The sequence below is a fragment of the Aneurinibacillus tyrosinisolvens genome (genome assembly GCF_001015055.1).
Taxonomy (GTDB): domain Bacteria; phylum Bacillota; class Bacilli; order Aneurinibacillales; family Aneurinibacillaceae; genus Aneurinibacillus_A; species Aneurinibacillus_A tyrosinisolvens.
Map to the genome: position 1 here is coordinate 13626 of NZ_BBWZ01000038.1, position 21427 is coordinate 35052.

Here is a 21427-nt window from a genome sequence, read left to right on the forward strand (position 1 = left end):
GACATAATTCTTTTACATATGATATTATATTAAATTTCAATTTGACATCTAAGTGTATTTTTGTTATCTTGAAGGTGGATACTCTGTTGGGGGTGGATTTGTTGTTTCAAATTGGCGACAAAATTGTTTATCCGATGCATGGTGCAGGTGTGATAGAAGCCATTGAAGAGAAAGAAATCCTAGGGGAGAAACAGCAGTATTATGTCATGAAGATGCCGGTTGGGAACATGCAGGTTATGATTCCGATGGCGAAGGTCACGAACCTTGGCATTCGCGAGGTAATTGATACCCATGACATGGAGAACGTGCTAATGATTTTGCGTCATGAAGAGTCAGATTTATCAACCAATTGGAATCGCAGGTATCGTATGAACATGGACAAAATGCGGACCGGGGATATTTTCGAAGTAGCCCATGTTGTCCGGGATTTAATGAGAAGGGAAAGAGAGAAGGGGCTTTCAACAGGCGAGCGAAAAATGCTGGACAATGCCCGCCAGATTTTGTTGAGTGAGCTTGTGCTCGTGAAAGACATGGATCAGGACCAGGCAACGGATTTGTTGGACCAGGTTGTTAATAGTTAGAGGGGAAAGCTTCTCTAAGAGAAGCTTTTTTGTTGTTAAAGAAAGTGTATGTTGCTTTAAAGTCGTAGAGAAAAAGACCGCAAGGTCAAAAACGTTAGAAAAAAGGGAGGACAGTCTCCTCTTCCCCGCGGAAGGGAAAGGCAAGTGGACTGAACTTTCTTTTTTCCTGTTGTTTTTGGTTTAAACCGTTTTTTATTTGGTAGATATGACTATAATGGAATAGAAAGAAAAAAAGGAGGTGAATGTATGTTAAAAAGAATTATCCAGTTGTTCTTTCTTTTAGTTGGCGCAGGACTGGGTTATCAGTTCGGGCCGGATCTGGCTGCGCTGCTTGGCTCCCTCATTAACATTGGGAAAGTACCGGGAGCGGAGTATATTGGAGCTGTGCTTGGAGCGTTGGTGTTTTTCTTGCTTACAACCAGACCAACAGAGTATCTTGTGAGAAGCATACATCGCAGCGAGGAGACATTAATCAAGCTTCCGATAACGGATGTCTTGTTTGGGGCTATGGGGCTTATTATTGGACTTATAGTTGCATTTTTACTTTTTCTCCCTATCAGTAGCATTCCAATTCCGATCGTTGCGAAGTTATTGCCTTTGCTTATCTCCGTATTATGCGGATATATCGGGTTTCAGGTAGGATTGCGTAAACGGGATGAAATTATGTCTGTATTTTCAATTGGCCGCCTGAACAGAGAAAAGAAAAAAGAAGAAAAGCAAGGAGCAAGCGGCACGGAATACAAAATTCTTGATACGAGCGTTATTATCGACGGGCGGATTGCCGATATTTGCAAAACGGAATTTATTGAAGGCGCACTCGTAATTCCGGAGTTCGTTCTGGAAGAGCTTCAGCATATCGCAGATTCTTCTGACGCCCTGAAGCGGAATCGCGGGCGCCGCGGACTTGATATTTTGAATAAAATCCAGAAAGAGCTTAAGGTGAAGGTTATCATTACCGATCAGGATTTTGAAGACATTAGCGAGGTTGACAGCAAACTCGTTAAGCTTGCCAAGGTAATGAAAGGAAAAGTTGTAACAAATGACTTTAACCTTAACAAGGTGTGCGAATTGCAGGGTGTTTCTGTTCTAAATATTAATGATCTTGCTAATGCAGTGAAACCGGTTGTTCTTCCTGGAGAAGAACTGCATGTCCAGGTTATCAAAGACGGAAAAGAGAACGGACAGGGAGTGGCTTACCTGGACGACGGAACGATGATCGTTGTCGAAGGCGGGCGTGAATATATCGGAACTGTAATTGATGTAGTTGTAACGAGTGTACTGCAAACATCAGCGGGCCGGATGATTTTCGCGAAGCCTAAGTTAATGGAAAAAGCGTTGTAGGAAATGAGTGAACGGTATGGCGATAGGGGTAGTCATCGCAGCGGCAGGCCAGGGGAAAAGAATGGGCGGCTCTGTGAAAAAGCAATTTATCGAACTGGATGGCAAAGCCGTTCTTCTTCACACACTTGCTCTTTTTACCGAATTAGAGGATGTAGCTGAAATTGTCGTCGTAACAGGGGCGGAGGATGTGTCCCGTATGAGGCGGCTGCTGGGTAGTTATCCGGACGTTAAGGTAGTGGCCGGAGGGGCGGAACGCCAGGACAGTGTACGTATGGGACTTAACGCTCTTCGTTTCTCCGACTATGTTTTGATTCACGATGGGGCGCGTCCCTTTGTTTCCCGTGGCGCGCTTCTTCGGTTAATCAAGACGGTAAAACAATTAGGGTCTGCTATTCTTGCTGTTCCGGTCAAGGATACAATTAAACAGGTAAGCGATCAGGGGACTGTTATCAGTACACCCCCGAGAAAGAGCTTGTGGGCTGTGCAAACGCCACAAGCTTTTGCTCGTTCTCTCATTCTGGAGGCCCACCAGCGGGCAAGCAAAGAAGAATTTATCGGAACGGATGATGCCTCGCTTGTTGAGCGGATGGGGCAGGAGGTTCATATTGTTGAGGGTGAATACACGAATATTAAGCTGACGACACAGGATGATCTTCTTGTGGGAGAGGCAATCCTTAGGCAGAGAAAAGGAGAAATCTAGATGATACGAATCGGACAAGGATATGATGTCCATCAGCTGGTGGAAGGGCGTAAGCTTATTATTGGGGGCATAGAAATCCCTTTTGAGAAAGGCTTGCTCGGGCATTCCGACGCCGATGTTTTGCTTCATGCGATTACAGATGCGATTTTAGGGGCACTGGGGATGGGGGACATCGGAAAACACTTCCCTGATACGGATGATGCATTTAAAGATGCTGACAGCAAAGAGCTGCTTCGAAATGTATGGAAGCTTGTTCGGACCAAAGGATACATACTGGGAAACGTGGATGCAACCATTATTGCCCAGCGGCCAAAGATGGCTCCGCACATAGAACAGATAAGAGAAACGCTTGCGCGCTGCCTGGAATCGGAGATAGGTAAAATAAACGTAAAGGCGACAACAACGGAAAAGCTTGGGTTTACAGGCCGTGAGGAAGGAATCGCTTCGATGGCGGTTGTATTGTTGCAGAAGGAAGGACTATAATAGGATGTACAAAAACTTCGATTAGAAAAAGGGTAAGGATGGTGGCAGTTCATGTCGAAACAAATCCGTGTACGATTTGCTCCAAGTCCGACCGGACATTTACATATCGGCGGTGCCCGTTCGGCACTGTTTAATTACTTGTTTGCCCGTCACCATGGCGGAAGTTTTATTATCCGTATTGAGGATACAGACCGAAAGCGAAACGTGGAAGACGCAGAAGCGAAGCTTATTAAGAGCCTGCGCTGGTTCGGTACGGAGTGGGATGAAAGCATCGACAAAGAGGGAGAGGTAGGTCCTTACCGTTCGATGGATCGCCTTGACATTTATACAGATCATGTGAACAAGCTGGTAGCGGAAGGGAAAGCGTACCACTGCTATTGTACGGAAGAAGAATTAAACGAAGAGCGTGAAGCGTTAAAGGCAAAAGGAGAAACGCCTCGCTATATGGGAAGATGCCGTTCCTTAACAGCTGAACAGGTGGAAGCATATAAGGCGGAAGGGCGAACTTCATCGATTCGTTTCCGTGTGCCAGATGACCGTAACTATGTTGTGCATGACCACGTGCGTGGTGAAGTGGAATTTGATTCGAATGGGATTGGTGATTTCGTTATTGCCCGCCCGGATGGGATTCCAACATACAATTTCGCCGTGACGATCGATGATCATTTAATGGAAATTACGCATGTCATCCGAGGGGAAGAACACCTTTCCAACACGCCCCGGCAGTTAGCGATCTATGAGGCGTTTGGCTGGGAAACTCCTGACTTTGCACACGTTTCCCTTATTCTAAACCCCGATCGCCAGAAGATGAGCAAACGCGACGAGTCGATTATTCAATTTGTTGAGCAATACAGAGAACTTGGGTATTTGCCTGAAGCACTGATGAACTTCCTGGCACTTCTTGGCTGGTCTCCTGAAGGAGAAGAGGAGATTTTCACGAAAGAGGAGCTTATTGCACAGTTCTCTCTGAATCGGGTATCTAAGTCTCCGGCCGTTTTTGACGTCAACAAGTTAAATTGGATGAACAATCATTATATTAAAGAGGCGCCGGTTGAACGCATTGCAGAGCTTTGCTATCCGCACATGCAAAAGGCGGGCCAGCTGCCGGAACAATTGAGCGATGAACGGCGAGAATGGGCAAAACAAATCGTTGCCCTCTATCAGGAGCAGCTGCAGTATGCGGCAGAGATTGTAGAGCTTGCTTCACTTTTCTTTGCGGACGAAGTTGAATATAATGAGGAAGCAAAGCAGGTGCTTGGAGAAGAGCAAGTTCCTGAAGTAATGAAAGCTTTCCATGAAGAAATCATTCTCTCGACGATTATGCACCGGAAACGATTAAAGCGGCATTGAAGGCTGTGCAGAAATCAACAGGGCATAAAGGCAAGAAGCTTTTCATGCCGGTACGGGTCGCTGCAACGGGTGCAACACACGGACGTGACCTGGAAAAAACCCTTTTTCTTCTTGGCCGTGAAAAAGTAGCGGAAAGAATTCTGGATGTAATCAATCGCTATGAGCAAATCATAAAATAATTGTAACAGCAATGAGCGGAAGAAGTACGAAGGATAGGAGAATCCCAGAGAGGGTCGCCGGAATGAAAGAAATTCTGTGCTGAAAGTGACCCATTCTCTCCCTTCGGAAATGCATCCGTGAGCTAAGTCCCTGAATGAGAAAAGTAGGGGGCTTCGTTTCCCTCGTTACGGGCTTGAGTGTACCCTGGGTAAGCCGGGGTAAATCAGAGTGGAACCGCGGAACGACCGCCTCTGTAGTCTTTTTAGGCTATGGAGGCTTTTTTTATGTATCGAGTAAAGGGAAGAGGTGGGAACTATGTTTAAGAGAATACGGGAGGACATTCAAGTTGTTATGGAGCGCGATCCGGCGGCGAGGAGTGCTCTCGAAGTGATGCTCACGTATTCCGGGCTGCATGCTATCTGGTATCACCGTATAAGCCACAGGCTGTGGAAAAATAAATTTTATACGCTTGCCCGTGTTGTCTCTCAGGTTGGCAGGTTCGCTACAGGGATTGAGATCCATCCGGGGGCCAAAATAGGGAAAGGCCTTTTTATTGATCATGGGATGGGGGTAGTGATTGGAGAGACGTGCGAGATCGGAGATGACGTAACCCTGTACCAGGGGGTTACACTCGGCGGTACCGGCAAGGAAAAAGGCAAACGCCACCCAACAATCGGCGATAATGTACTCATTGCTTCCGGGGCCAAAGTGCTTGGCTCCATGAAAATTGGTAACAACTCAAAAATTGGTGCAGGTTCTGTTGTGCTTCAAGAAGTACCGCCCAATTCGACGGTCGTAGGAATTCCGGGAAGGATTATCGTTCAAAATGGCGTTAGAATAAAGCAGGATTTCGATCATACGAATCTGGGTGACCCGATAGGCGAAGTTCTGCGATCCATGCAGAAAGAACTCGATGGCCTTAGACAGGAAGTTCATCGATTAAAAAAAAGCAAGGAGGAAGAATACCTCAATGAATAAGATTAAAATATACAATACTCTCACGAGAAAAAAAGAAGAAATGATGACGCTCGAGCCGGGTAAAGTGAAAATGTACGTATGCGGCCCGACGGTATATAATTTCATTCACATTGGAAACGCCCGCCCGCCGATCGTATTTGACGTGGTGCGCCGCTACCTCAGCTATAGAGGATATGAGGTTACGTACGTTCAGAATTTCACGGATATAGACGACAAGATTATTAAAAAGGCGGAAGAACTAGGGCAGGCAGTGGATCAGGTAGCCGGCCAGTTTATCCAGGCTTTTAAAGAAGATGTGAGAGCGCTCGGAGTGAAAGAGGCAGATGTTCATCCGAAGGTGACGGAGCACATTCCGGAAATCATTTCTTTTATTAAAGCACTCATTGAAAAAGGCCATGCCTATGCGGCAGGCGGGGATGTATATTTTCGCACCGCTTCGTTCCCGGCTTATGGAAAGCTGTCTCATCAGAATGTTGAAGATCTCCAGGCAGGTGCCCGGATCGAGGTGAATGAAAAGAAAGAGAACCCCCTTGATTTTGTTCTTTGGAAAGGAGCAAAACCGGGCGAGATTTCATGGGATAGCCCCTGGGGGGAAGGAAGACCGGGCTGGCATATCGAATGCTCGGCGATGTCGATGAAGTATTTAGGGGAAACGTTTGATATCCATGGCGGAGGGCATGATTTAACATTTCCGCACCATGAGAATGAAATTGCCCAGACAGAATGCTATACCGGCCATCCGATGGCTACATACTGGATGCATAATGGGTATATTAATATTGAAAATGAAAAGATGTCCAAGTCTGTGGGCAATGTCATCCTGGTTAAAAACTTGTGCCAGGATTACGCACCACGTATTATTCGGTTTTTTATGTTAAGTGGGCACTATCGCAATCCGATAAACTTCAGTGATGAATTGCTGCGGCAGGCCGCGAATAGCATTGAACGGATTGATACGGCTGTCCGTAATCTTAAGCACCGCTTCCTGGCGGCCAACGATGCGACGGTAACGGAAGAAGAATATAAAGAACTTGAGTCGTACCGGACGCGCTTCATCGAAGAGATGGATAATGATTTCAATACAGCCGACGGTTTAACGATTCTGTTTGACATGGTTCGGGGGGCCAACCAGCTTCTTGCAGCGGATAAGGTTAAGAAGCGGCTCCTGGAAGCTTACCTATCCCTTTTTACTGAACTGGGGGGTGTTCTCGGCATTGCTTTTGGTGAAGGGGATGAACGGAACAGCTCGGGTCCTTCCGATGAAGAAATAGACGCCCTCATTGCCGAACGGGTGAATGCACGCAAAGAGAAGAATTTTGCCAGAGCAGATGGAATCCGCAACCAGCTTCAGGAAGCAGGAATTGTTCTTGAGGATACGCCGCAGGGAGTGCGCTGGCACAGAAAATAGCCGGGGGACATAAAATATGGAACGTGACGACTTAACAAGAGACCCGAGACAATTGAATTCACTTGCCCTCGCCTATATGGGAGATGCCGTATTGGAGATCCGTGTCCGGCAGCATCTTTTAGCGGGCGGAGAAGTAAAGCCCAACCTGCTTCAGCGGCGGGCCATTCGCTATGTTTCTGCCAAAGCCCAGGCCTCGATTGTACATGGGATTTGGGACCGCTTGAGTGAGGAAGAGCAGGCGGTTCTAAAGCGGGGCAGAAATGCGAAGTCCGCGACGATGCCCAAAAATGCAGATGTTGCGGAGTACCGGCTAAGCACCGGTTTTGAAGCACTGCTTGGCTTCCTTTATCTTTCCAAGCAGGATGAGCGTCTGGACGAGATTTTATCCCATGCGATTTCCTGGGTAAATGAAAGTTTGCAGAAAAACGAGTGACCATTACATTGGAATAAGAGGGGTTCAATATGAGTGAATATATCGTAGGAAAAAACCCGATTCTTGAAGCACTGCGATCTGGCCGTTCCATTAATAAGATCTGGATTGCGGAAGGCTCCCAGAAAGGCGTGACGGGACAGGTAACCGCTCTGGCAAAGGAGGCGGGTGTCACTGTTCAAATCGTTCCGCGCAAAAAGCTTGACCAAGTGGCGGAAGGTGAAAGCCACCAGGGGGTTCTTGCCTATATTGCAGCATATGACTATGTGGAAGTGGAAGATATATTGCGGAGAGCTGAAGAGGCCGGTCAGCCCCCTTTTTTGGTCATCCTTGATGAAATCGAAGACCCGCACAATTTGGGATCCATCCTGCGGACAGCAGATGCAACCGGAGTGCACGGGGTTATTATTCCAAAGCGCCGCTCCGCCGGGCTTACTTCTACCGTCGCCAAGGCATCTGCCGGTGCGATCGAATACGTCCCTGTCGCCCGTGTAACAAACATTGCCCGTACGATAGAAGAGTTAAAAGAGCGGAATATTTGGGTGGCAGGAACGGACGCATCCGGGGAACAGGAATTCCGTGAAGCGCGGTTTGATATGGGGATTGCCCTTGTTATAGGCAGTGAAGGCAAGGGGATGAGCAGGCTGGTAAAAGAAAAATGTGATTTTACCCTCCAATTGCCAATGACAGGGCGCGTAACGTCACTGAATGCTTCGGTGGCCGGGGCGCTGCTCATGTATGAGGTATATCGCCAGCGCCACCCTCTGTCTAAATAGGGATGAGAGACCATGGAGGAAATATTAATCGTTGATGGGTACAACGTAATCGGGGATTGGAAACGGTTAAAGGAAAAGAAGCATATAAGCCTGGAGGAAGCCAGAGATGATTTGCTCGGTTTTCTGGCGGAATATCAGGGATACACGGGGATTCGGGTCATAGTTGTTTTCGACGCCCACAATGTAAAGGGCCAGGGAAAGAAGATGAAAGAATACCGCCTCGATATTCGCTACACAAAAGAGAAGGAAACTGCCGATGAATGCATTGAGCGCCTTGTCTTCGAGCTTTTCCATCGCCACCGCCAGATTTATGTAGCCACCTCCGACTATACGGAGCAGCGGGTTACCTTTGGTTATGGGGCCCTGCGTAAATCAGCGAGGGAATTGTGGATCGATATGAAGCAGGTTCACCAGGATATTGGCGAGAAGGTCAAGGAAACGAAACAACAGCCCAAGGGAAGAGGGCTTGAATTGAGTGACGAAATTAAAAAAAAATTCGAAAATTGGCGCCGGGGGAACACCTGATTTCATTGACGCTGCAAGGTTACATAATGTATAATATCTTTATCTGATGCATGATGGCAGGTCGGAGGGATAATGTTGGGCGTTGCAGACCATACCCGTTATGACGTTCTGTACGATGAAGATATTGTGGATCTTGTACGGTTAGGCGATAGCGATGCACTGGAATATTTGATCAATAAGTACAGGAATTTTGTCCGTGCGAAAGCTCGCTCTTATTTTCTTATTGGAGCGGACCGCGAAGATATTGTGCAGGAAGGTATGATTGGCCTGTATAAATCAATTCGGGATTTTAGAGGGGACAAGCTCGCTTCTTTTAAAGCATTTGCCGAATTGTGCATTACACGCCAGATTATTACAGCAATTAAGACAGCTACCCGGCAGAAACATATTCCGCTTAATTCGTATGTTTCGTTGGACAAACCGATTTATGACGAAGATTCTGATCGTACTTTGCTGGATATTATCTGCGGTACCCGGGTCACGGACCCGGAGGAGCTTATTATTAACCAGGAAGAATATGACGACATCGAAGACAAAATGAGTGAGATTTTGAGCGATTTGGAACAGCAGGTTCTTCTTCTGTATCTCGATGGCCGCTCCTATCAGGAGATTGCCGTTGACTTGAGCAGGCACGTGAAATCCATCGACAATGCCCTCCAGCGTGTAAAAAGAAAGCTCGAAAAATACCTGGAAGTACGTGAAGTTTCGCAGGTATAACCTATTTCTAATGAAGGACAGGGTGAACAGCCCTGTCTTTTTTTTTGTGTGCATTTGCGCTGCAAGGTACACTGCAGTGAAATTCCCTCCCGCTTATGAAAGGTATGAATGAAACGATAAGGGGCAACAATGGGTACAAGTAAAAAATATTTGACTCCAAAATTCCATTGTGATAAAGTATTGGAGGTAGCCGTGTACTTACACGGTTTTACTTTATGCTTTTAATAAACGATAGGCGATATAAGCCAATTATGTGGGAGGTGTAACATCATGCGGGTAACTGTGACTCTAGCGTGCACCGAGTGCAAACAGCGCAACTATACCACAACCAAAAACAAACGTAAGCAAACGGATCGCATCGAGATGAAGAAACATTGCAAATTCTGTAATGACCATACTCTTCATCGTGAGACTCGCTAATTTTTTTTGGAGAGTTAAAGTAATTGGGGGTGCGTTATGGGTTTTATAGATAGACTCAAACGCGGACCGGTCTTTCTCAAAGAGGTCTGGACCGAATTGAAGAAAGTTACATGGCCTACTCGTAAGGAGTTAACCTCTTATACGCTCGTGGTTATCGTAACAGTTGTGCTCATCGCTGTCTTCTTCGCAATCATTGATCTAGGTATTTCCCAACTCCTTGGACTTCTTTTTAAGGCAGGGAAATAATCATTAGGGGGGTTAAGGACACCTGTTTGTCCTCGAATCATGGAAAAACGCTGGTATGTTGTTCATACTTATTCAGGTTATGAGAATAAAGTTAAAACAAACCTCGAAAAACGGGTTGAGTCTATGGGGATGGAAGACAAGATCTTCCGTGTCATGATTCCGACAGAAGAAGAAACCGAAGTTCGTGACGGCAAGAAAAAAGTTGTAACGAAGAAGGTTTTTCCAGGTTATGTTCTCGTTGAAATGGCGATGACGGATGATTCCTGGTATGTTGTGCGGAATACCCCGGGTGTAACCGGATTCGTTGGCTCCGCAGGTGCAGGTTCAAAACCGACTCCTTTACTTCCTGAAGAAGTAACAACGATTATGAAGCAGATGGGCATGGAAGAATCCGTGCAACGTATAGACTTTGCATTAAAGGAAACGGTCAGGGTAAAAGAAGGTCCGTTCGCCAATATGGTTGGTTCCATTGAAGAGATTCAAATGGACAAGCGCAAAGTACGAGTTTTGGTTGATATGTTTGGAAGAGAAACACCGGTTGAGTTAGATTTTACTCAAGTGGCTAAATTATAGATGTTTACCATTTGTTTTTTTCGTTTCTCTTAGAGTAGACAAATCTCTATTCATCGAAAGCTACTGTTTTAGGAGGTGTGTTACATGGCTAAAAAGGTAATTAAAATGGTTAAGCTGCAAATTCCTGCAGGCAAAGCAAATCCAGCACCACCGGTTGGTCCGGCACTTGGTCAGGCTGGTGTGAATATCATGGGTTTCTGTAAAGAATTCAATGCTCGTACACAAGATCAGGCGGGTCTTATTATCCCGGTTGAAATTACTGTGTTCGAAGACCGTTCATTTACATTCATTACAAAAACTCCGCCGGCTGCCGTTCTTCTGAAGAAAGCAGCGGGAATTGAATCCGGTTCTGCTGTACCGAATAAGACGAAGGTTGCTACCGTGAAACGCGATAAAGTTCGCGAAATTGCTGAGCTTAAAATGCCTGACCTGAACGCTGCAAACGTCGAGTCTGCTATGCGTATGGTAGAAGGTACTGCTCGCAGCATGGGTATCACAATCGAAGACTAATTCGTAAGCTAACCAGATAGGTTTCTACCGGGGGGTTGTGTAAAAAGCGGAGAAAATTCCGTTATGCGCGCAACCTTCTTTCGTGGGAGGCAAAACCGTTATAACCACAATTGAGGAGGAAATGAAAGTGTCTAAAAAAGGAAAAAACTATCAAGAAGCTACCAAGCTAATTGACCGTGCGAACCAGTATGAAATAAATGAAGCCATTGAACTTGTGAAAAAAGCTTCCAAAGCTAAATTCGACGAAACTGTTGAAGCAGCTTTTCGTCTTGGCGTTGATCCTCGTAAGAACGATCAACAAATCCGTGGCGCGGTTGTATTACCGCACGGAACAGGTAAAACACAACGTGTTCTTGTGTTTGCTAAAGGAGAAAAAGCAAAAGAAGCCGAAGCTGCTGGTGCAGATTATGTAGGCGATGAAGAATATGTAAACAAAATCCAACAGGGATGGTTCGATTTTGACGTTGTTGTTGCAACGCCAGACATGATGGGAACTGTTGGTAAACTTGGTCGTGTGCTTGGACCGAAGGGCTTGATGCCAAACCCGAAAACAGGTACTGTTACGTTTGAAGTAGAAAGAGCTGTAAGAGAAATCAAAGCCGGTAAAATTGAGTACCGTACAGATAAAGCGGGTAACATCCACGCTCCAATCGGTAAAGTTTCTTTCGAAGCTGATAAGCTTGAAGAAAACCTTCGTACGCTTGCTGATGCTCTTCTAAAAGCGAAGCCTGCTGCAGCAAAAGGTACGTATATGCAAAATGTTACGATCAGCTCTACAATGGGACCTGGCGTACGTGTAAACACTTTGAAAATCGGCGCAACAAAATAATTGCTTGACATTCTTTTTTCAAAGTGATAATCTAGTTTTTGTTGACAAATGAATATGCCGTTACCGTAGACAGAAGGTGCGAGGTTTTGCCTCAGCTTAATTATCCTTCCGAGGTGCTGAAGAATATAAATTTCGAAGCCTTCGCATGTCTGCGTGGGCTTTTTTCATTATAAAAGTCTCATGCTACAGGAGGTGTAATGATGTCCGTACGTGAAGAAAAATCGCAGGTTGTTAGTGAGATTGCTGAAAAGCTTCGCGCTAGCAAAAGTACAGTATTAACTGACTACCGTGGATTAAACGTTGCTCAAGTTACACAACTTCGCAAGCTTTGCCGTGAAGCTGGTGTTGATTTTAAAGTTTATAAGAACACACTTGCTCGCCGTGCAACGGCTGAAGTTGGGTTAACAGAACTTGATGAAATGTTAACAGGCCCAACTGCTATCGCGTTCAGCACAGAAGATGAAATGGCTGCTGCGAAAATCTTATCAGACTTCGCGAAAACAAACGACGCTCTTGAAATCAAGGGTGGGGTTATGGAAGGTAAAGCAATGACTGCTGATGAAGTGAAAGCAATTGCCAGCCTGCCAAACCGCGAAGGTCTGCTTTCTATGTTGCTTAGCGTGCTCCAAGCTCCTATGCGCAACTTTGCTCTTGCTGTTAAAGCTGTCGGTGACCAAAAAGAAGGCCAAGAGGCTTAATCTAAATATCTGTTAGGAGGATCTATCCAATGAGTAAAGAACAAATCATTGAAGCGATTAAAGAAATGTCCGTTCTTGAACTGAACGACCTTGTTAAAGCAATTGAAGAAGAATTCGGCGTAACGGCTGCTGCTCCTGTAGCAATGGCTGGTGGCGCTGCTGGTGGCGCTGCTGAAGCTGAACAAACTGAATTCACAGTTATTCTTACAAGCGCTGGTGGTTCTAAAATCAACGTAATCAAAGTAGTTCGCGAAATCACTGGCCTTGGCTTGAAAGAAGCAAAAGCTATGGTTGATGGCGCTCCTGCTAACGTTAAAGAAGGCATTTCTAAAGAAGATGCTGAAGGCATCAAAGCTAAGCTTGAAGAAGCTGGCGCATCTGTAGAAGTTAAGTAGTTTTTACTGCCTTCTCATAAAAAGTCCGGCGTATTACAATACGCCGGACTTTTTTGTATAAAGGAAGGGAAAGGATATAATAGAAGAAACCGATGTGAAAAGTGGTGACATACATGGAGCATTACTATACGAATCAACCTGGAACCGACAGTAAAGAACAAACGTTTACGTTTACGCTCAGGGATAGAGATTTTCGGTTTGTGACGGATCGCGGTGTTTTTTCTAAGGATCGAATTGATTTTGGCAGTGTGCTGCTCGTTGAAACGATGGAAATTACAGATGGCATGGACGTTCTGGATGTGGGATGCGGGTATGGTCCGATTGGCATGTGTGCCGCCGCCCTTACCCCTTCAGGAAAAGTAGACATGGTAGACGTCAACGAAAGAGCAGTGGCGCTGGCGAACCGAAATCTTCAATTAAACGGACTGGGTAATGCAAGGGCCTGGGTCAGTGATTTGTTCTCCGCTATCGCGGACGAAGATATGTACGATGCGATCCTGACAAACCCGCCGATCCGTGCGGGAAAACAGGTTGTACACGGGATATTCGAACAAGCCCATGCGCATCTAAAACCAGGAGGAAGCCTGTGGGTTGTGATTCAAAAAAAGCAAGGGGCTCCTTCCGCCTTCGCAAAGCTAAACGAATTATATGACAAGGTCGAGGATGTAGCAAAAAAGAAAGGCTACCACATCTTCCGCGCAACAAAGCGTTAAAATTGCCGACCGGCCCGAAGGGGAAAGGCAAGATTTTTTATTATTTAATTTTCTGTTTGACATTGCTTTTCCGTTGTGATATCGTTATTTAATGCCACTGATCTTATGGACGTATAAGTGGAAATTGCATAAATTGTCAACCTTTTTTTGTTGGAATAAAGGAAGGTCGTAAGAATTGGTATGAAACTATTACATTTCGGGAATCTTAATGTAATAGTGACGATCGGTTCTTTAAATTAATAATAAAGTCTTCTATTAAGGGAGACTTTGTTCTTTTTTGTGCAAAAACTCGGTTTGAGAGGTGAATAAGTTGGCAGGTCATCTAATTCAGTCTGGACGTCATCGCCAGCGTCGCAGTTACTCAAGAATTCAAGAGGTAATGGAATTACCAAACTTGATTGAAATCCAACAGAAATCGTATCAGTGGTTCCTTGATGAAGGACTGCGCGAAATGTTTCATGACATTTCTCCGATTCAGGATTTCACAGGTAATCTCGTTTTGGAATTTATCGACTATAGCCTGGGCGAGCCCAAGTATTCTGTGGATGAATCCAAAGAACGTGATGTAACGTATGCTGCTCCGCTGCGCGTGAAAGTTCGTCTCATTAACAAGGAAACGGGAGAAGTCAAAGAACAGGAAGTATTTATGGGTGATTTCCCGCTTATGACAGAGACGGGTACTTTCGTAATTAATGGAGCTGAAAGGGTCATTGTCAGTCAGCTTGTTCGTTCTCCCAGCGTTTATTTCAGCACAAAAGTAGATAAAAACGGTAAGCAGGCGTACACAGCGACAGTGATTCCGAATCGTGGGGCCTGGCTTGAGCTTGAAACTGATGCTAAAGATATTATTTATGTTCGTATTGACCGTACAAGAAAAATACCCGTTACGGTTCTTTTGCGTTCATTAGGCTTTGGTACAGATGTGGAAATCTTAAATTTGCTCGGCGAAGACGAGTATATTAAGAACACACTGGAGAAAGACAATACAGATTCTACAGAGAAGGCGTTAATTGAGATTTATGAAAGATTGCGCCCGGGTGAACCGCCTACTGTAGAAAATGCGAAAAGTCTCCTGGTGTCCCGATTCTTCGATCCAAAGAGATATGATCTGGCTAACGTAGGCCGTTACAAAATCAACAAGAAGCTACATATCAAGAATCGCTTGTATAATCAGCGGTTGGCTGAAACTCTTGTTGATGCAGAGACAGGAGAGATTCTTGCAGAAGCGGGACAAATGATTGACCGCCGTTTGCTTGATCGCATTTTGCCTCTTCTGGAAGATCATGTTGGATTTGTTACAGCCAAGCCGCGTGGTGGTGTGCTGGAAGAAGATATCCGCCTCCAATCCATTAATATTTTCTCGCCGATTGAAGACGGGAAAGTTATTAAAGTAACAGCGAACGGTATAATTGATAAAACCATTAAGCATATTACACCGGCTGATATTATTGCTTCTATTAACTACTTTATTAATTTACTCCATGGGGTCGGAACAACAGATGATATTGACCATCTTGGAAACCGCCGTCTCCGTTCTGTAGGGGAATTGCTCCAAAACCAGTTCCGTATCGGGCTTTCCCGTATGGAACGTGTGGTTCGCGAACGGATGTCGATTCAGGATGCGAATGCCATTACGCCTCAGGCTTTAATTAACATACGCCCTGTCATTGCGTCGATTAAAGAGTTCTTCGGAAGTTCTCAGTTGTCGCAGTTTATGGATCAAACGAATCCGCTGGCAGAGTTGACACATAAACGCCGTCTATCGGCGCTTGGACCAGGTGGACTTACTCGTGAGCGCGCAGGCTTCGAAGTGCGTGACGTTCACTACTCCCACTATGGCCGCATGTGTCCAATCGAGACACCGGAAGGTCCGAATATCGGGTTGATCAATTCACTTTCCAGCTATGCTCGGATTAATGAATATGGATTTATTGAAACACCGCGCCGCAAGGTCGATCCGGAAACGGGCCGCATTACGATGCAGATCGACTACATGACTGCGGATGAAGAAGATGTTTACAACGTTGCGCAGGCAAATACACCGCTGACGGATGAAGGCGAATTTATTAATGAAACGGTTATTTGCCGCCGCAGAGGCGAAATCGTTACCGTTCCACGCGATAAGGTCGATTTCATGGATGTATCACCGAGACAGGTTGTATCTGTTGCGACAGCAATGATTCCGTTCCTTGAAAACGATGACGCCAATCGTGCACTCATGGGTGCGAACATGCAGCGGCAGGCCGTGCCTCTACTTGTTCCGGAAGCGCCGTTCATCGGTACAGGGATGGAGCATAAATCGGCGAAAGACTCCGGCGTAGCGATAGTTGTTCGCCGCCCGGGTGTGGTCGAACGCGTAACCGCCCGCGAGATTTGGGTACGCCGCCAGGAAGAACTGGATGGGCGCACAATCATGGGCGACATCGATAAATATAAGCTACACAAATTCGAACGTTCCAACCAGGGAACATGCATTAACCAGCGCCCGATTATTAAAAGAGGCGAGGTTGTAGCAGCCGGCGACATCATTGCTGACGGCCCTTCTACAGAAGCCGGTGAACTGGCGCTTGGACGTAACGTAGTCGTTGCCTTCATGACATGGGAAGGTTACAACTATGAGGATGCGATCCTGCTTAGTGAGAAGCTTGTAAAAGAAGACGTGTATACGTCGATTCATATAGAAGAGTACGAAGCCGAAGCGCGGGATACGAAGCTTGGACCGGAAGAGATTACCCGCGATATTCCGAATGTAGGGGAAGATGCTCTCCGCAACCTTGATGAACGTGGTATTATCCGCATCGGTGCGGAAATCAATGACGGTGATATTCTTGTCGGAAAAGTAACGCCAAAGGGTGTTACAGAGCTGACAGCAGAAGAACGCCTGCTCCACGCGATTTTCGGCGAGAAAGCGCGTGAAGTACGTGATACGTCACTCCGTGTGCCGCACGGTGGTTCCGGTATTGTCGTCGACGTTAAAGTGTTTACCCGTGATAACGGCGATGAACTGCCGCCGGGTGTAAACCAGCTCGTTCGCTGCTATATTGCCCAGAAGCGGAAGATTTCCGTAGGGGATAAAATGGCCGGACGCCACGGAAACAAAGGGGTTATTGCCCGTATTCTTCCGGAAGAAGATATGCCGTTCCTGCCGGATGGCACGCCAGTACAGGTTGTATTAAATCCACTGGGTGTACCTTCACGGATGAATATCGGCCAGGCGCTGGAGGTTCACCTTGGAATGGCGGCCAAAATGCTTGGTATTCATATCGCAACACCGGTATTTGACGGTGCAACAGAAGATGATGTGTTCGATACATTGGAAGAAGCCGGCTTAAGCAGAAGCGGAAAAACGGTTTTATATGACGGCCGGACAGGTGAACCATTCGACCGTACGGTAACCGTTGGTGTCATGTATATGATTAAATTGGCCCACATGGTTGACGATAAAATCCATGCGCGTTCCACAGGACCGTACTCTCTCGTTACGCAGCAGCCACTTGGCGGTAAAGCACAATTCGGTGGACAGCGTTTCGGGGAGATGGAGGTATGGGCTCTCGAAGCTTATGGAGCAGCGTATACTCTTCAGGAAATTCTCACGGTCAAGTCGGATGATGTTGTTGGTCGTGTGAAAACATATGAAGCCATTGTTAAGGGAGAAAATGTACCGGAACCTGGTGTACCGGAGTCCTTTAAAGTATTGATTAAAGAGTTGCAGAGTTTAGGTATGGACGTGAAGATTCTATCCGAAGATGAGCAGGAGATTGAAATGCGTGATTCGGATGAGGATGAGGAAGCGTCCGGTGAGAAACTGAACCTGAACATCAGCGGTGTCGAAGAATAAAGGATGAAGCCGGGAAGTAATGGGAGGTATGCGCCTTGTTAGATGTGAATAATTTTGAGTATATGAAAATCGGTCTCGCATCACCGGATAAAATCCGTTCCTGGTCCTTCGGTGAAGTGAAGAAGCCTGAAACGATTAACTACCGGACATTGAAGCCGGAAAAAGAAGGCTTGTTCTGCGAAAAAATCTTCGGACCTACAAAGGACTGGGAATGCCATTGCGGAAAGTACAAGCGTGTTCGCTATAAAGGTGTAGTATGTGACCGATGCGGTGTAGAGGTTACACGTGCAAAAGTCCGCCGGGAACGCATGGGGCATATTGAGCTTGCTGCCCCTGTCTCCCATATCTGGTACTTCAAGGGGATTCCGAGCCGGATGGGCCTTGTGCTTGACATGTCCCCCCGGTCTCTTGAAGAAGTTATTTACTTTGCCTCTTATGTTGTAACAGACCCAGGTGAAACACCACTTGAAAAGAAGCAATTGCTTTCTGAAAAGGAATTTCGGAATTACCGGGAAAAATACGGTACAGCCTTCTCAGCTTCGATGGGTGCAGAATCCATCAAAAGACTGCTGGCAGAAATCGACCTTGATAAAGAAGTTGATTACCTGAAGGAAGAGCTGAAATCCGCACAGGGTCAGCGCCGCACACGTGTCATTAAGCGCCTTGAGGTGTTGGAATCATTCCGGAACTCGGGAAATCGTCCTGATTGGATGGTTCTTGATGTGCTTCCGGTTATTCCTCCCGAATTGCGCCCAATGGTACAGCTTGATGGGGGCCGCTTTGCGACTTCTGACTTAAACGATTTGTACCGCCGTGTGATTAACCGGAATAACCGGTTGAAGCGTCTGCTTGATCTCGGTGCTCCGGATATTATCGTTCAAAACGAAAAGCGGATGCTTCAGGAAGCGGTAGATGCGCTTATCGACAACGGACGCCGTGGCCGTCCGGTAACAGGTCCAGGTAACCGTCCATTGAAGTCCCTCAGCCATATGCTGAAAGGGAAGCAAGGACGTTTCCGCCAAAACCTGCTCGGTAAACGTGTTGACTACTCCGGCCGTTCCGTTATCGTTGTAGGGCCACATCTGAAGATGTACCAGTGCGGTCTTCCAAAAGAAATGGCACTTGAATTATTCAAGCCTTTTGTAATGAAAGAGCTTGTAAGTCAGGGGCTTGCCCATAATATTAAATCTGCTAAACGCAAGGTAGAGAGAATTCACCCTGAAGTATGGGATGTGCTCGAGGATGTAATTAAAGAACACCCGGTTCTTTTAAACCGTGCCCCCACACTGCATAGATTGGGAATCCAGGCGTTTGAACCAACGCTTGTAGAAGGCCGTGCCATTCGTCTGCATCCGCTTGTTTGTACAGCGTACAACGCTGACTTCGACGGTGACCAAATGGCGGTTCACGTTCCGCTTTCTGCTGAAGCTCAGGCTGAAGCCCGCATTCTTATGCTGGCAGCTCAGAATATCCTGAATCCGAAGGACGGAAAACCTGTTGTTACCCCATCTCAGGATATGGTTCTTGGTACGTTCTATCTGACAATGGAAGACGGCAAGGCTAAGGGTGAGGGGAAAATCTTCCCGAACGCTGACCAGGCTATTTCAGCGTACGCAAATGACCATATTACACTGCATACGCGTATCGCGGTGCCGCCGCAAAATTTGAATAAAACTTCGCTTACTCCAAGGCAGCAGGATGCTTACCTAATGGTTACGACAGTCGGAAAGCTCATCTTTAACGAGATTTTCCCGCCTGAACTGCCGTATCTTAACGAACCAACGAAGAGTAATCTTCAGAAACAGACACCTGATAAATTCTTCATCTTTGAAAAAGGTACGGATGTAAAAGAATTTATTAAGCAGCTGCCGGAACAGGATGCGGTGAAAAAAGGGTACCTTGGTACGATTATTTCCGAGTGTTTCCGCCGATTCGGTACAACGGAGACGTCCGTCATTCTTGATAAAATCAAAGCGAACGGATTTAAATTCTCGACAAAAGCTGGAATTACCGTTGCGGTTTCTGACATTACTACGCCACCGGAGAAGCAGGATATTCTTGCAGAAGCGGACAAAAAGGTTGATATGGTTATGCAGCAGTTCCGTCGCGGTTTAATCACAGAAAATGAAAGATACGACCGTGTTATCTCCATCTGGAGTAAGGCAAAGGATGATGTTACAACCGTATTGATGAAGTCTCTTGATAAATTCAATGCGATTAACATGATGGCGACTTCCGGTGCCCGTGGTAACGTTTCTCAGATTACCCAGCTGGCAGGTATGCGGGGTCTTATGGCAAACCCATCCGGACGTATCATTGAGCTTCCGATTAAATCGAACTTCCGTGAAGGTCTTACCGTCTTGGAATACTTTATTTCTACCCATGGTGCGCGGAAAGGTCTTGCGGATACTGCTCTTCGTACCGCTGACTCCGGTTACCTAACACGCCGACTCGTTGACGTTGCGCAGGATGTTATCGCCCGTGAAGAAGATTGTGGTACGGATAAAGGGGTTCCCGCCCGTGCAATTCGTGATGGTAATGAAATCATCGAAGATCTGTACGATCGCCTTGTTGGACGGTATGCTTTCCAAACCCTGCGCCATCCTGAAACAGGAGAGGTTATGGTTGGAAGGAATGAGCTTATTGATGAAGATCTTGCGGATGAAATCGTTGCTGCAGGTATTGAAGAAGTAATGATTCGTTCTGTTATCGGCTGTCGTACACAGCATGGCGTATGTAAGAAGTGCTACGGCCGGAACCTTGCAACCGGAAAAGAAGTGGACGTCGGCGAAGCGGTTGGTATTATCGCAGCTCAGTCTATCGGGGAACCGGGTACACAGTTAACGATGCGTACATTCCATACTGGTGGGGTTGCCGGAGACGATATCACACAGGGTCTTCCACGTATTCAAGAGTTGTTTGAAGCACGGAATCCGAAGGGCCAGGCGGTTATTACCGAAATCGAGGGTGAAGTTATCGACATTCGCGAAGGCAAAGACCGCCGTGAGGTAGAAGTGCGCGGTGAGACAGAGAATAAGGTGTATCAAATTCCTTATGGCTCGCGCCTAAAAGTAACGGTTGGTGCGAAGGTGGATATCGGGCAGGAACTCACCGAAGGTTCAATCGATCCGAAGGAAATGCTGAAGATTCGCGGTATGCGCGGTGTTCAGTATTATATCCTGCAAGAAGTACAGAAGGTATATCGTATGCAGGGGGTAGAAATCAACGACAAGCACGTTGAGGTTATGATTCGCCAAATGCTGCGTAAAGTTCGCGTCATCGACAGCGGAGAAACCGACTTGCTGCCAGGTTCCTTCGTAGAGATTCATCAGTTTGAAGAGGCGAATAGAAAGACGCTATGGGATGGAAAACAGCCGGCTGTTGCCCGCCCAATCCTCCTTGGTATTACGAAGGCGTCTCTTGAAACCGACTCGTTCCTTTCCGCGGCTTCCTTCCAGGAAACAACACGCGTTCTTACCGACGCAGCGATTAAAGGAAAAGTTGACCGCCTGTTAGGTCTCAAGGAGAATGTTATCATTGGTAAACTTGTTCCAGCGGGAACGGGAATGAACCGATACCGTAACATTACTCTCCAGCATGATTTACTCCCGCAGGGAGAAAAAGAAGCTGGCAATTCTTTCGCATCGGCAGAAGAATACGATGTGATGGTAGAAAAATAAATCAAATCAAAATGTGTTGACACGGCTCGTGATAGGTGATATGATATTTGAGTGTGCCTAACACCTGTGCTTTGGAG

20 protein-coding genes, 1 pseudogene and 2 other annotated features are annotated in these 21427 nt (G+C 46.4%); all 21 genes and pseudogenes read left to right on the forward strand.

Annotated features, from left to right (window positions below; all coding sequences use genetic code 11):
• Positions 1–86: 86 nt before the first annotated feature.
• The 21 genes and pseudogenes from MBEAL2_RS22730 to rpoC all read left to right on the forward strand — a co-directional run bounded on the left by MBEAL2_RS22730 (position 87) and on the right by rpoC (position 21350).
• Complete coding sequence (locus MBEAL2_RS22730; protein WP_201780842.1) at positions 87–581, forward strand: CarD family transcriptional regulator; 495 nt, start codon at positions 87–89, stop codon at positions 579–581.
• A 246-nt stretch (positions 582–827) separates the two neighbouring features.
• The gene (locus MBEAL2_RS22735; RefSeq protein ID WP_047154529.1) at positions 828–1922 is read left to right on the forward strand and encodes a PIN/TRAM domain-containing protein; all 1095 of its coding nucleotides are present in this window, start codon (positions 828–830) and stop codon (positions 1920–1922) included.
• A 16-nt stretch (positions 1923–1938) separates the two neighbouring features.
• Positions 1939–2622, forward strand: a complete 684-nt coding sequence (gene ispD / locus MBEAL2_RS22740) for a 2-C-methyl-D-erythritol 4-phosphate cytidylyltransferase (RefSeq protein WP_047154530.1) — start codon at positions 1939–1941, stop codon at positions 2620–2622.
• Positions 2623–3105 carry a 2-C-methyl-D-erythritol 2,4-cyclodiphosphate synthase gene (gene ispF / locus MBEAL2_RS22745; RefSeq protein WP_047154531.1) on the forward strand — a complete coding sequence of 161 codons (483 nt, stop codon included), beginning with the start codon at positions 2623–2625 and terminating at the stop codon, positions 3103–3105. It begins immediately after the preceding gene.
• A 51-nt stretch (positions 3106–3156) separates the two neighbouring features.
• A pseudogene (gltX, locus tag MBEAL2_RS22750) lies at positions 3157–4634 on the forward strand (glutamate--tRNA ligase).
• A gap of 2 nt (positions 4635–4636) precedes the next feature.
• Positions 4637–4870 (forward strand) — a binding site (T-box leader).
• Between the two features lie 59 nt (positions 4871–4929).
• The gene (cysE, locus tag MBEAL2_RS22755) at positions 4930–5592 is read left to right on the forward strand and encodes a serine O-acetyltransferase (RefSeq protein ID WP_047154532.1); all 663 of its coding nucleotides are present in this window, start codon (positions 4930–4932) and stop codon (positions 5590–5592) included.
• Positions 5585–7000 carry a cysteine--tRNA ligase gene (cysS, locus tag MBEAL2_RS22760; RefSeq protein WP_047154533.1) on the forward strand — a complete coding sequence of 472 codons (1416 nt, stop codon included), beginning with the start codon at positions 5585–5587 and terminating at the stop codon, positions 6998–7000. Before cysE ends, cysS begins: the two co-directional genes overlap by 8 nt.
• Positions 7001–7016: 16 nt before the next feature.
• A complete protein-coding gene (locus MBEAL2_RS22765; protein ID WP_047154534.1) occupies positions 7017–7433 on the forward strand; it encodes a Mini-ribonuclease 3 in 417 nt (138 codons plus the stop codon).
• A 29-nt stretch (positions 7434–7462) separates the two neighbouring features.
• Positions 7463–8206 (forward strand): 23S rRNA (guanosine(2251)-2'-O)-methyltransferase RlmB, encoded by a 744-nt coding sequence (gene rlmB, locus MBEAL2_RS22770; protein ID WP_047154535.1) that lies wholly within the window; start codon positions 7463–7465, stop codon positions 8204–8206.
• Positions 8207–8218: 12 nt separating this feature from the next.
• On the forward strand, positions 8219–8731 hold the full coding sequence (locus tag MBEAL2_RS22775; protein WP_047154536.1) for an NYN domain-containing protein: 513 nt from the start codon (positions 8219–8221) through the stop codon (positions 8729–8731).
• 72 nt (positions 8732–8803) lie between these two features.
• Positions 8804–9448 carry an RNA polymerase sporulation sigma factor SigH gene (gene sigH, locus MBEAL2_RS22780; protein ID WP_047154537.1) on the forward strand — a complete coding sequence of 215 codons (645 nt, stop codon included), beginning with the start codon at positions 8804–8806 and terminating at the stop codon, positions 9446–9448.
• Positions 9449–9718: 270 nt separating this feature from the next.
• A complete protein-coding gene (gene rpmG, locus MBEAL2_RS30570) occupies positions 9719–9868 on the forward strand; it encodes a 50S ribosomal protein L33 (protein WP_082130106.1) in 150 nt (49 codons plus the stop codon).
• Between the two features lie 36 nt (positions 9869–9904).
• Positions 9905–10114: a preprotein translocase subunit SecE gene (gene secE, locus MBEAL2_RS22785; RefSeq protein WP_047154538.1), complete on the forward strand. Its 210-nt coding sequence runs from the start codon at positions 9905–9907 to the stop codon at positions 10112–10114.
• A gap of 39 nt (positions 10115–10153) precedes the next feature.
• Positions 10154–10687, forward strand: a complete 534-nt coding sequence (gene nusG, locus MBEAL2_RS22790) for a transcription termination/antitermination protein NusG (protein WP_047154539.1) — start codon at positions 10154–10156, stop codon at positions 10685–10687.
• Positions 10688–10771: 84 nt separating this feature from the next.
• Complete coding sequence (gene rplK / locus MBEAL2_RS22795) at positions 10772–11197, forward strand: 50S ribosomal protein L11 (RefSeq protein ID WP_047154540.1); 426 nt, start codon at positions 10772–10774, stop codon at positions 11195–11197.
• A gap of 127 nt (positions 11198–11324) precedes the next feature.
• The gene (gene rplA / locus MBEAL2_RS22800; RefSeq protein WP_047154541.1) at positions 11325–12026 is read left to right on the forward strand and encodes a 50S ribosomal protein L1; all 702 of its coding nucleotides are present in this window, start codon (positions 11325–11327) and stop codon (positions 12024–12026) included.
• A 45-nt stretch (positions 12027–12071) separates the two neighbouring features.
• Positions 12072–12200 (forward strand) — a sequence feature (ribosomal protein L10 leader region).
• A 23-nt stretch (positions 12201–12223) separates the two neighbouring features.
• The gene (rplJ, locus tag MBEAL2_RS22805) at positions 12224–12724 is read left to right on the forward strand and encodes a 50S ribosomal protein L10 (protein WP_047154542.1); all 501 of its coding nucleotides are present in this window, start codon (positions 12224–12226) and stop codon (positions 12722–12724) included.
• Positions 12725–12753: 29 nt separating this feature from the next.
• Positions 12754–13119 carry a 50S ribosomal protein L7/L12 gene (gene rplL, locus MBEAL2_RS22810; protein WP_047154543.1) on the forward strand — a complete coding sequence of 122 codons (366 nt, stop codon included), beginning with the start codon at positions 12754–12756 and terminating at the stop codon, positions 13117–13119.
• Between the two features lie 113 nt (positions 13120–13232).
• Complete coding sequence (locus tag MBEAL2_RS22815) at positions 13233–13832, forward strand: class I SAM-dependent methyltransferase (RefSeq protein ID WP_047154544.1); 600 nt, start codon at positions 13233–13235, stop codon at positions 13830–13832.
• A 310-nt stretch (positions 13833–14142) separates the two neighbouring features.
• On the forward strand, positions 14143–17670 hold the full coding sequence (gene rpoB / locus MBEAL2_RS22820) for a DNA-directed RNA polymerase subunit beta (protein WP_047154545.1): 3528 nt from the start codon (positions 14143–14145) through the stop codon (positions 17668–17670).
• A 35-nt stretch (positions 17671–17705) separates the two neighbouring features.
• Entirely contained in the window at positions 17706–21350 is a 3645-nt protein-coding gene (rpoC, locus tag MBEAL2_RS22825) for a DNA-directed RNA polymerase subunit beta' (protein ID WP_047154546.1), read from the forward strand.
• Positions 21351–21427: the final 77 nt, after the last annotated feature.